The organism is Dyadobacter sp. CECT 9275 (genome assembly GCF_907164905.1).
GTDB classification, from domain to species: Bacteria; Bacteroidota; Bacteroidia; order Cytophagales; family Spirosomataceae; genus Dyadobacter; species Dyadobacter helix.
In genome coordinates this window covers 3,513,673-3,525,025 of the sequence record NZ_CAJRAF010000002.1, presented here as the reverse complement: position 1 = coordinate 3,525,025, position 11,353 = coordinate 3,513,673, and the positions used below count along the sequence as shown (strand labels likewise).

Here is an 11,353-nt window from a genome sequence, read left to right as displayed (position 1 = left end):
TTAAACAATTAATAAAAATGAACACAAACACTTTGGAAAAGTTACGCAAGCTAAAATTTTACGGCATGTTCCATGCCTTTAAAAGTAGCCTGGAAAGTGGAAAGACTAATGATTACACGGCGGATGAGCTTTTAGCTCATCTAGTTGACGCTGAATGGGATGACAGAAATAACCGTCGGGTCGAACGCCAGATCTTGTACGCACGGTTCCGCTATAAGGCCATGGTCGAAAATATCCACTATCATGCTGATAGAAGTATTGACCGTAATCAGATCATGCGCCTAGCAGAATGCTCCTTTATTGGCCGAAATGAAAACCTACTGATCACAGGCAGTACCGGAATCGGTAAAAGCTATGTAGCATCTGCGATTGGTCATCAGGCATGTATACTTGGCTACCGCGTAATGTATGCCAGTACTCCCAAATTGTTTGCCAAACTCAAAATGGCCAAGGCGGATGGATCCTATATCAAAGAAATTACAAAAATAGAACGGCAACAACTTCTTATCCTGGACGACTTTGGTATCCAGCCGTTCGATGCCCAGAGCCGGGCAGCACTGATGGAAATCATAGAAGACAGGCACGGAAAAACATCCCTGATAATTACTTCTCAGTTGCCTGTTAGCAAATGGCATGAAGTAATAGGAGAAAAAACCATTGCTGATGCCATTTTAGATCGTATAGTACATGATGCACACCGGGTTGAATTAAAGGGGGAATCAATGAGAAGAAAACGAAAAACGGAGCTCGAAACCAGCTACGAATAATTATAACTTTTATTTACTAATTTTGAATCGCTTCTACTAGCATTTTCTACTACCGGCCGCCAGTTAATTAGGTGGTCAATTTGCCACGGAATCAGGTGGTCAACTTCTCCGAAATACCCAGATGAGTCAATTATTTCTAATCTTTCAACTTCCAAAAGAAGCTTTTCGACGTTCTTTTTAAACAGATCTTCCTGTCCGTAGAAACCTCCACGATTGTAGAAGTCATGGGCTTCCACATTGACTTTGAAGGATACACTCATAAAACTAAATTCGTTGTCTCTGCAATTAATTAGTCCTATCCTTTCAAAATACAAATACATAGCTTTCTCTTCATCAACCTCTTCCAAGCTTTCATTGAGTTCACCTAGCCCCCTTTCAGTCCATTTACCTAGTTTACATTCAGTTACGAAGTATGTGAGCAAAATGTCTTTTTGTGCAGCTTGAATTAGCATATATAAATGGGATTGTATTGTGAGTCTTATATTAATAAGATTTTTTCAGATGATTGCTAATAATGTCAAATAAGATTGTCTCCTGTTTAGAGTTGTGGAGTCTTAAATTCTGATTTCCGTCAAGGATAAAATCTCAAAACTTCGGCCCTTTTCTCCCTTGCTTTTTTTGGGTTGATGTTTCCTCTTCGGCTTGCAACCTTTCCAGCGTTTTGAGAGCTTTTTTCTTTTGAAGAGCCATTTCTATTATCTGTTCCCTGAAATTGAGGTTAAACCAATTGACGTCCTCTTGAAGAATTAGATGATCTCCTGTGTCTTTACGATATGAAGCAATCACGGACGCTTTTCCTAGGGTGCTTGTGTCAACAAACAAAACGTTATCAAAAATCCTGATATCCTTTTTGACTCTAACAATACCCTCTGAAAAATTGAAGGCGATATCCTTTAACCGGACATCATGTCCGCCGAGCGACACACGCACTTTAACTCTGGAAAGCGAGCTTTCCAGGTCATCGATACCAAAATAGATCATTGTAGATTCATAACCATTGCTCCTGAACTCTTGGGTGAGCTCTTTTGCCAGATCGGTGGAATAATTTGTTTCAAAGGCAAAATGCTTTTGTTGGGAAATAGCTACGGCCTTGTCTTTTTCCAGTTGTGATGGTACGCCACCCTTGAGTTTCTCAGGGTCGTAATTAGGATATTTTTCGAGGAGTGCAGCATAGATCAGGTCACCGTTAAAAATATGGGTACCGGCAATAACGTGTAAATGGCCTACGGTAGATTTTCCTGCTCCGTTTGGACCACCTAGAATGTAGAATTGCGGCTTCATAAGTAGAGAAATTACCTGTCCGCAACCACAAACGCCCAACTTCCTTTTCCCTTAGGCACTAACTGTTTTATTAAGGTATAGTCAGCAGTCGAAAGATCCAATGAGACCAAATCCTCTGAACCGTCGGGGTTAGCCCTGATAAATTCTTTGGGGGGAGTTGCCCTGGCGTCCCGGTAATACATAGGGATTCCTTTGGAAAAGGCTTCTCTATGAAGATTTGTGATTACTTCCGCCGTTCTTTCATTGGTCTGCTGCAAAGAAAGACCATTGGGTAGAGGCTGCTGTAAGGCCGATTCCGATTCCTGCTGTTTGAACAGAATTTCATCCAGATAACTCAGAAATTGTGAATCGCCTTTAAGGTCGCCTTTAAGTTCTTCTATATCTTCAATAGGTATGAAAAGACCCGAAAGTCTCCCATTTTCATATCTCATTTCCTTGACCGCCATACCCTTACTTTTATGGTTACTTACAAATTTAACGATTCGGTATATAAAAACTATGCATGGCGAAGTAATCCCGTTTTCGGGTAGAGAAAAGTAACCTGACGAGGATGCGGAATCTTGGATACTTAAATTTATTTCTCTCTTGGTGGAGTGGATGTAACGCCCAAAAAGAAAAGTTGGGTTAGCAACCTATGGCGTATTCAATTCCGGCGTTCTTTTGCTGCTCGAATATAACCTTGTCAGATAATGACCATAACAGGCTTGGAATCTGCTAAAGGACAAAAATATTGAAAGGTAACTTGGTCAGACTTTAAATTCTGTAGAATATCTCGAATGATTAAACTGCAATGTCCAAAGCTTTGAGAAAAGCACCAGCCGCACAGGTTGTCAGTCAGAGCAACGAAAGTTACAAAGCAAAAAATGACGACTACAAGAGTAGCCCGCTATTTACCGCGGCTTGGCGCCCCCGGCTTAATGCCGCTCCTTAAACCGCTGGCCACTCTTGCAGCCAAGGGGTGAACCCCGTCATTTTTTCTTTGAGTGGAGATAGCGATTGCCCTGAGCACAACGCTGGGCTAAGCTACTTTTAAAGTCTTTCAATCATGAAAAATCTTGAAAACATTCCAAAAATTTATGTTGGAACTTACGGGCAGTATAACGACGGATCACTTTTCGGTAAATGGTTTGATCTCTCAGACTACTCTGATAGCCAAGCGTTCTACAAGGACTGCTATGAATATCACCGAAATGAATTTCTGCCTGAGTTAATGTTCCAGGATTGGGAATATATTCCGGATTTTCTGATTTCAGAATGCAGTCTGCATGAGGACACATTCAAGTACTTTGAACTGACGGATGAAATGGGTGAGGAACGCGCGGAGGCATTTGAGATTTACTGTTCCAAGATCGTATCATGGCCCTCAAACGGATATGATTTAGATGAAACACTGCAAGGATTTGAAGATGCTTACCAAGGTTATTTTTCACGATCGAAAGATCCGGAGTTGGAGTTTACCTATCAGTACATTGAAGATACGGGAATGCTCTCAGACGTGCCCGAGCTGTTGCAAAGATATTTTGATTACGAAGCTTATGCAAGGGACCTATTTTTAGATGGCTATTCACAGTACGAAGGTCATGTTTTTATGGACTGATTATTAAACAGCACGGTCTGATTTAGGAATGTCAGACCGTGTCTAATTATAAAAAAGAAGAAATTAGATTCTTTTTATTCCGGAAAGTATCGCGGGAAGATCTTGCTGGCCATCAAAGATTATTTTCCGGCATGTTGGTCCAAAACATGGTGAGCAGGATGGAGGCGATAGAAAAAGAGAGGGTATCTCCACAAAAAGCGGTGGAAGTTTTAAGGCGTGAAGGACTCGAAGTAACAGAAAGTCAGGCTAAGAAAATCTTGGAATTTTTGGAAAAATTGGCTAATATAGCAGTAAATCAATGTCTTAAAGATTTAAAGGATGATGTTTTGTAACTAAATCTGATTTATTTAATTATTGATGATGTAACTGTATTGAGATGAAAACGGCAGATTTATATGTCCGTGTCAGCACGGACGAGCAGGCAGATAAAGGCTACTCCCAAAGAGGACAGGAGGAAATGCTTAGAAAGTATTGTGGCATCAATCATATTGAGGTTAGAAAGGTGATTTATGAAGACCATTCGGCCAAAACCTTCAACCGCCCTCAATGGTCACAGTTGCTCCTGGACCTGAAAAAATCAAAAGGCAAGGTGGATCTGGTTCTTTTTACCAAATGGGACAGGTTCAGCAGCAACGCGGGCGATGCCTACCAGATGATCAGTATACTTAGAAGGTTGGGCGTGGAGCCCCAGGCCATTGAGCAGCCGCTGGATCTTTCTATTCCGGAAAATAAAATGATGCTGGCCTTTTACCTGGCTGCACCCGAAGTGGAAAATGACCGACGGGCACTCAATACGTTTCACGGCATGAGAAGGGCTAGGAAGGAAGGCAGGTATATGGGTGTAGCTCCGGTGGGTTACATAAATAAGATCACTGAAAGCGGCAGAAAATACATCGCACTACAACAGCCGCAGGCATCCGTCTTAAAATGGGCCTTTGAAGAATTGGCGCAAGGTATATATTCGGTAGAAGAAGTCAGAAGACAGGCGGTTCGTAAAGGACTCAGATGCAGCAAAACCTGCTTCTGGCGTGCAATCGAAAATCCGCTTTATTTCGGTAAGATCTTCATACCCGGTTACAAGGATGAAGAAAGCCGGTTAGCGCAAGGGCAGCATGAAGCGCTGATATCCGAGAATCTGTTTTACGAAGTACAGGATTCGATTGACGGAAAAAAGAAGAGACAGCGGCCTAATGTGAAAGAAATATCCAATGATATGTTTCCGCTGCGGGGTTTTCTGAAATGTCCTAATTGTCATAGGCTGTTAACGGCAAGCGCTTCGAAAGGCAGAAACGGCAGGTACCACTATTATCACTGTGTGGCCTCCTGCGGGCCAAGATATACATGCGGCGTGGTTAACGATCAGTTTGTAAAAGAACTTCAAAAGTTTAAACCTCACAAAGGTGTGACAGAGCTTTTTAAACTGGCTGTAAATAAAGCATTCAACGGGCAGACAAAGCATTCACAAATCGAGAAGAAACATGTTCTCGACCAGATCGATGCACTGAATAGTAAACTTGGTAAGGCAAGAGAACTCTTGTTGACTTCTGATATTGACCCAAAAGACTACCGGACGATGAAAGCAGAAATTGAGGAAAAGCTTGTGCGGTTGGAAGCCAATTTAACGGAGATGGCAACGAGTGTCAACAGTCCTGTAAATCTTCAAAAGATGTTAGATAAGGCAGTGAACGCACTTTCAAGCATCGACCTTGTCTACACAAGATCAGATACAAATCAGAAGCGTGAAATCATTGGTTCGATATACCCCGAAAAACTGGTGTTTTCGGAAAGTGGATATCGAACCACAAAAATCAATGAAGCAGCAGCTCTGATCTTTCAGATAAACAGTGATTTAGGACAAGAAAAAAGCCGAACTTTAAGTGATTTCTCACAAAAGTTCGGCTTAGTACCGAAGGCGGGACTCGAACCCGCACGGGATCACTCCCACACGCCCCTGAAACGTGCATGTCTACCAATTTCACCACTTCGGCTTGCAGTCAGGGAGCGCAAAAATAGTAATTATTGTGTTTATGCAAAGTAAATAGCCCACATTACTTATAAAAATTTCTAACATTCTATATTCTGGTACAAGGCAGGAATGGTTATGTCCTTGAAACCCACGGCTTCCAGCTTCTGTTTAAAAACCACCTGGGTTTCGTATTCACCATGTACCAGAAACACTTTTTTTACCCTGGAAGGGGTCTGGCAGGAAAGAAAGCGTAACATTTCGTTGTAATCGCCATGTCCGGAGAAGGAGTCCATTACGGATACCTTGCATTTGACGTCGAATGTTTCGCCAAAAATATTTACCTGTTTATCCCCCCTTTTTAAAGCGCCTGCCAAAGTATTAGGCGAAGCGTATCCCACCAGAAGGATCGTCGAACGTACATCGCCAACGTTATTCTTAATATGGTGCTTGATACGGCCCGCCTCCGCCATCCCGGATGCCGAAATGATGATACAGGGTTCTCGTGAGTCGTTCAGCGCCATCGACTGCTCTACTGCGGAAATGTATTTCAGATTAGGGAAGGCGAAAGCATCGCCGTCTTTTTCTATATAATCCAGAATTTCAGGATTAAAGCATTCGTCATGTTCCTTCATCACCTGCGTGGCACGGATGGCTAGCGGGCTGTCTATATACACAGGAATACGCGGAAGCAGGCCGGAACTGGACAGCTGGTCGAGCGCATAAATAAGTTCCTGTGTGCGGTCAATGGCGAAGGCAGGAATAATCAGTTTTCCGCCTTGTTCCACACAGGTTGCTTTCACAACTTCAAGCAGGTGCGCGTGCATATCGATCTCTTTTTCATGAAGCCTGTCGCCGTAGGTAGACTCGCAAATGATGATATCAGCTTGTGGAAAAATATCTGGCTTTCTTAGGATTCTGTCTTCCGGCCGCCCTATGTCGCCGGTGAAGGTCAACTGTTTAAAGGTTCCCTTATCCGGTATGGTTAAGTGCACCGCAGCACTTCCCAATAAATGCGCAGCATCTGTGAGTACAACGGTGATTTCTGCATTGTCTCCCAAATGGAAAGGTTGCCCGTAAGCAACGGATTGCAGCAGGGCCATGGTGTTTTCGGCATCTTGGGCATTGTACAATTCCTCCAGTAGCGGGCGGCCCTGGCGGAGCCTCCTTTTGTTGATACGTTCCAGATCTTTTTCCTGGATATGAGCACTGTCCAGAAGCATAATGCGACAAAGATCAGCTGTGGCCGAGGTGCAGTAAATAGGGCCCTTATATCCCTTCCTTACCAGGCGGGGCAGTAGACCGGAGTGATCAATATGCGCATGGGAAAGGATAACATAATCTATATCAGACGGTTTGAAACCGAATTCCTGATTAAATTCGTCGGTTTGTATCCCCTGAAAGAGGCCGCAATCCAAAAGTATTTTAGTGCCTTTTTCGGTGGTAATCAGGTGTTTACTTCCCGTCACGGTGCGGGCGGCTCCAAAAAACTGTATGTGCATAGTTGTTGATGTTTAGATGAAGAAATGTATTCATTCCGGCAATCTGTTGTCCTGATAACTTTTAGCTTTCCAAAGCCTTATACTTTTTGTAAGCTTTTTCCAGTTTTACGTCATACTTATTTTCTTTGTAACCCTCTCCGTTGTAACGTTTTGCAAACTCGGCCCATTGTTTTTTCTTAAGGTATTTGGTCAGGTTGTTTACTTGCAGGAATTTTGAAAATATTTTCAGCTGATTACCCTCACTTTCTTTCATTTCGGCTACAAACTGCATGATCTCGGTGTAACCAAGTGAGTTGTAATGAAAGCCCATGATCTGGTAAAGGACCCAGGATGCAGAGGCATAGGCGGCTTCTGCTACTTTTGCCTCGTCACGAATGGCTATTGCTTTGTTCAGCCGGGAATATTCGGATTTGCCGCCCAGGTAAAATTTTTTGGTCCATTTGGGGTAAAGCACCGTTTCATTACCCGAAACCAGGGGGACAGGGTTGATGTCTCTGGCCATTAGCTGCTGCCAGAAAATATGTCCTTCAAACAAGAGTTTTACCCGGCCGTCTATCAGGTAACCTCTTCCGCTGCTTTCCACTTCATTAACTGCTTTTACCACAGCCACCTCAATCTCAAGCTGTTCGGCGGCATCCTTAATGTCCTGCTCCTTTAGGAACCAGGCGTCCATCTGGCTGAGATCGACCGGCGCGTTATTGATAAGTTTGGTCCATGTTTTGGTATATACGATACCATCGCTCACCAGCCCGTTGCTTTTCTGAAAGTCTCTCACGACCATATCAGTGGCTGCATCAAACTTTCCGTTGACTATAATTTCGTAGCCAAACTCATTGAGCAGTTCCTGCAGCATAGCCACGGCATCTCCTTTTGATCTTAGCTGGAGTTTGATCATATTAATAGGACGGGATCATATTCAGAATATGTTAAAAAGCAGGTTATTCACTTAAAACGTACAGGGCATCTTCGTTCCGGCCGAGCCCGTCATAATCAAGACCGTATCCTACTACAAAACGATTTTCTATTTCAAAGCCAATATACCGCATGCTGACAGGCTTGCGGATCGCCTCCGGTTTGTGAAGCAGCGTAGCGATCTCCACCGAAGCAGGCTGCAGCGCTTGTATCTGCTCCAGGAGCTGGTTCATTGTAAGCCCGGTATCAACGATATCCTCGACAATCACCACGTCTTTCCCGGTAATTTGTTCTTCCAGCCCTATGATCTGACGTACTTGTCCGGTAGTTTCTGTTTGCTGATAGGAGGCCAGCCTTACAAAAGTGATTTGGCAGGGAAGCGAAACATTTTTTAAAAGCTCTGACGCAAAAAGGAAAGCTCCGTTGAGCACTATAATAAATAGGGGAGACTTACCTTCATAATCTTTACTAATTTGCACCGCCATTTCGGCAATGCGGCTTTCGATGTTGCTCCGCGAAATGAAGGGGACAAAAGTTTTATCGAGTATCGTTATCATAACTTTATTTTCTAAGACTTCAATATTAACTCTTTTTTCAAAAACCAGCTTGCCGGCAAACGTAAAATAAAAAACCGGCGTTACTAATGACAGATTTTACCCCTGATATGAAGATTGGACTAAAGAGAATATGGATGATCTATGTGGCCGTGATGCTATTTTCAGTACCGGCTTTTGCTCAGCTTTATTCATCAGCCGAGCTGGATAAGAAGTATGATATGGTGCTCAAAAACCCTGGTGTGCAGATAGAGTCGTCGGAAGCGATTAATATGTTGTACAACTATAGGTTTGAAGAGGCCGATGTGGAATTCCGCTGGCTAAAGTACAGGTATCCCAAGCATCCTATGCCTCATTTTTTGCTAGGCCTGGCAGAATGGTGGAAAATTGTTCCGAACACAGACAATGAACAGTATGACGATAAGTTTCTGTTACATATGGATTCCACCATTGTGCTGGCAGAGAAATTATATGACGACGAAAAAAACAAAATAGAGCCTGCCTTTTTTCTTGCTGCGGCCTATGCCTTTAAGGGAAGATTATATGCAGAAAGAGAGAGCTGGACCAAAGCCGCTTTTGCCGGCAAAAAATCTTTGAAGTACTTTGAAGTATGTAAGGGAAACGGGGACCTTTCGCCTGAGTTGTTATTTGGCGACGGGCTGTATAACTACTATGCAGAGTGGGTACCTAAGGAATACCCGATCCTGAAACCGGTGATGGCCCTTTTTCCTAAGGGGAATAAAAAACTGGGTGAAAAACAGCTCGAGCAGGTTGCCAACAATGCTTTTTACACCCGTGTGGAAGCCCGTTATTTTCTTCTGCAGATTTACAGCATGGAAAATGAATATACCAAAGCCTATGAAATGGCCAGGTATATGTGGCAGACTTTTCCAAATAACCCCTATTTTGAAAGGTATTTTTGTCGTACGGCTTTCGTTACGGGAAAAATGGCAGAAGCAACTGAGGCGGCCCGGAATATCCTTGACAAAATTGAAAAGGGTATGCCGGGTTATGAGGGAGTCAGCGGGAGAAACGCGGCTTATGTGTTGGCCTACTACAATATGCAGTATCATAAAGAGTACGATTTAGCTGCACAGTTTTACCAGAAAGCGATTGATTTTTCCGTGAAAACCAATTCCCTCAACGCCGGGTATTACGTTTCGTCTTTGCTGGGGCTTGGCAAGATAGCCGAAATGAAAAAGAACTACGACGAGGCCTTGAGGTACTATAAACTGGCAGACGACAAAGCGGACAGAAAGTCGAGCCAGAATAAGGAGGCCAAAAAAGCGATTGAGAATCTTAAAAAACTACGTCGGGAGCAGCGGAGGAAGCGTTGACCGGTTTATAATTTTAAGAGGGCAGTTCACAGAAATTGGACTGTCAACTGCCCCAACCCATTATTTTTTCAGCTCCGCATAATGTTTAAAAAACAGGGGTATGGTTTCAATGCCCTTGTAGTAGTTGAAAAGGCCGTAACTTTCGTTGGGAGAATGTAGGGAGTCAATATCGAGCCCAAAGCCCATCAGTATACTTTTCCGGCCCAATTCCTGCTCAAAGAGAGCTACAATCGGGATACTGCCGCCGCCCCGGGTAGGAATCGGTTTTTTGCCGAACGATTCTTCCATGGCAAGTTCGGCTGCTCTGTATTCAACCGAGTCGGTAGGGGTTACATAAGGAAGGCCGCCATGATGGGGTGTTACTTTCACTTTCACCGATGCCGGCGCAATGGATTCGAAATGACGGCTAAATAATTCACATATTTCCTTGTCGGTCTGGTGAGGTACCAGGCGCATGGAAATTTTAGCGTTTGCTTTGGAGGGCAGAACGGTTTTAGCTCCTTCTCCGATATAACCTCCCCAGATGCCGTTTACATCAAGCGTGGGCCTGACGGAGGTTCTTTCAATGGTTGTATATCCTTTTTCTCCGGTAATATCATCAATACCAAGGTCACGCTTGTACTCGTCCAGATCAAAAGGGGCAGAATTCAATGCGTTGCGTTCCTCTTCCGACAGATCAACCACCTTGTCATAAAACCCGGGAATGGTAATATGCCCATTTTCATCTTTCATTGACGCGATCATCTCACATAAGATATTGATCGGGTTGGCAACGCCTCCGCCATAAACACCGGAATGCAGATCACGGTTGGCACCCACTACCTCAACCTCCACATAGGTTAGACCTCTTAGCCCTGTTTCAATGGACGGCACATCATTGGCAATGATGCTGGTATCAGAAATAAGGATGGTATCACATTTCAGCAGGTCACGGTGCGCCTTTACAAAAGTTTCAAGATTATCCGAGCCTATTTCCTCTTCGCCTTCGATCATCATTTTGACGTTGCAGGTGAGGGACCCGGTGGCGATCATCGTTTCCAGTGCCTTGATGTGCATATAAAACTGGCCTTTGTCGTCACAGGCGCCACGGGCGTAAATGCGTTCATTTTTAATAACCGGCTCAAATGGCGGAGAATCCCAAAGGTCATAAGGATCTGCTGGCTGTACATCATAATGGCCATAAATCAGAACAGTGGGCAAGGACGGATCTATGATTTTTTCACCATACACCACCGGATGTCCGGCAGTTTCATAAATTTCGGCTTTGTCGGCACCAGCCTGCAGTATACTTTTTTTGACGTATTCCGCTGCGGCAATCATGTCACCCTTAAATTTGGAATCAGCGCTGACGGAAGGTATCCTGAGCAACTCCAGTAGTTCATTCAAAAAGCGATCCTTGTTTTGTTCAATATAAGTATTCATTATCCGGTTTTATTGATG

General features: G+C 43.7%; 12 protein-coding genes, 1 tRNA gene and 1 pseudogene. 6 read left to right on the top strand and 8 right to left on the bottom strand.

Features of this window, described 5'->3' with window-relative positions; translation table 11 throughout:
- Positions 1 to 17 precede the first annotated feature (17 nt).
- Positions 18 to 767, top strand: a complete 750-nt coding sequence (gene istB, locus KOE27_RS22340; RefSeq protein WP_215236847.1) for an IS21-like element helper ATPase IstB — start codon at positions 18 to 20, stop codon at positions 765 to 767.
- Here the strand turns inward: istB and KOE27_RS22335 are convergent.
- The 3 genes from KOE27_RS22335 to KOE27_RS22325 form a co-directional block, all read right to left on the bottom strand.
- Complete coding sequence (locus KOE27_RS22335; RefSeq protein WP_215240996.1) at positions 758 to 1,219, bottom strand: hypothetical protein; 462 nt, start codon at positions 1,217 to 1,219, stop codon at positions 758 to 760. The two genes, istB and KOE27_RS22335, sit on opposite strands and share 10 nt — an antisense overlap.
- A gap of 133 nt (positions 1,220 to 1,352) precedes the next feature.
- On the bottom strand, positions 1,353 to 2,048 hold the full coding sequence (locus KOE27_RS22330; protein ID WP_215240995.1) for a hypothetical protein: 696 nt from the start codon (positions 2,046 to 2,048) through the stop codon (positions 1,353 to 1,355).
- An 11-nt stretch (positions 2,049 to 2,059) separates the two neighbouring features.
- Entirely contained in the window at positions 2,060 to 2,494 is a 435-nt protein-coding gene (locus KOE27_RS22325) for a hypothetical protein (RefSeq protein ID WP_215240994.1), read from the bottom strand.
- Positions 2,495 to 2,838: 344 nt separating this feature from the next.
- Between KOE27_RS22325 and KOE27_RS22320 the strand changes: the two genes are divergently transcribed.
- The 4 genes and pseudogenes from KOE27_RS22320 to KOE27_RS29695 all read left to right on the top strand — a co-directional run.
- A complete protein-coding gene (locus KOE27_RS22320) occupies positions 2,839 to 2,979 on the top strand; it encodes a hypothetical protein (RefSeq protein ID WP_215240993.1) in 141 nt (46 codons plus the stop codon).
- 114 nt (positions 2,980 to 3,093) lie between these two features.
- Positions 3,094 to 3,645 carry an antirestriction protein ArdA gene (locus tag KOE27_RS22315; RefSeq protein ID WP_215240992.1) on the top strand — a complete coding sequence of 184 codons (552 nt, stop codon included), beginning with the start codon at positions 3,094 to 3,096 and terminating at the stop codon, positions 3,643 to 3,645.
- A gap of 38 nt (positions 3,646 to 3,683) precedes the next feature.
- On the top strand, positions 3,684 to 3,977 hold the full coding sequence (locus KOE27_RS22310) for a hypothetical protein (RefSeq protein WP_215240991.1): 294 nt from the start codon (positions 3,684 to 3,686) through the stop codon (positions 3,975 to 3,977).
- A 44-nt stretch (positions 3,978 to 4,021) separates the two neighbouring features.
- Positions 4,022 to 4,801 (top strand): annotated as a pseudogene (locus tag KOE27_RS29695) (recombinase family protein); the annotation flags it as partial.
- A 748-nt stretch (positions 4,802 to 5,549) separates the two neighbouring features.
- Here the strand turns inward: KOE27_RS29695 and KOE27_RS22300 are convergent.
- The 4 genes from KOE27_RS22300 to hpt form a co-directional block, all read right to left on the bottom strand.
- Positions 5,550 to 5,633, bottom strand: a tRNA-Leu gene (locus KOE27_RS22300).
- 76 nt (positions 5,634 to 5,709) lie between these two features.
- On the bottom strand, positions 5,710 to 7,110 hold the full coding sequence (locus tag KOE27_RS22295) for an MBL fold metallo-hydrolase RNA specificity domain-containing protein (RefSeq protein ID WP_215240990.1): 1,401 nt from the start codon (positions 7,108 to 7,110) through the stop codon (positions 5,710 to 5,712).
- 61 nt (positions 7,111 to 7,171) lie between these two features.
- Positions 7,172 to 8,005 (bottom strand): N-acetylmuramidase domain-containing protein, encoded by an 834-nt coding sequence (locus tag KOE27_RS22290; protein WP_215240989.1) that lies wholly within the window; start codon positions 8,003 to 8,005, stop codon positions 7,172 to 7,174.
- A gap of 43 nt (positions 8,006 to 8,048) precedes the next feature.
- Positions 8,049 to 8,579: a hypoxanthine phosphoribosyltransferase gene (gene hpt, locus KOE27_RS22285; RefSeq protein WP_215240988.1), complete on the bottom strand. Its 531-nt coding sequence runs from the start codon at positions 8,577 to 8,579 to the stop codon at positions 8,049 to 8,051.
- Positions 8,580 to 8,713: 134 nt separating this feature from the next.
- Here hpt and KOE27_RS22280 point away from each other — a divergent pair, with 134 nt between their 5' ends.
- Positions 8,714 to 9,913, top strand: coding sequence for a tetratricopeptide repeat protein (locus KOE27_RS22280; RefSeq protein ID WP_215241720.1), 1,200 nt, complete (start codon positions 8,714 to 8,716; stop codon positions 9,911 to 9,913).
- 60 nt (positions 9,914 to 9,973) lie between these two features.
- Here KOE27_RS22280 and KOE27_RS22275 read toward each other — a convergent pair whose 3' ends face one another.
- A complete protein-coding gene (locus KOE27_RS22275; protein WP_215240987.1) occupies positions 9,974 to 11,335 on the bottom strand; it encodes a dipeptidase in 1,362 nt (453 codons plus the stop codon).
- Positions 11,336 to 11,353: the final 18 nt, after the last annotated feature.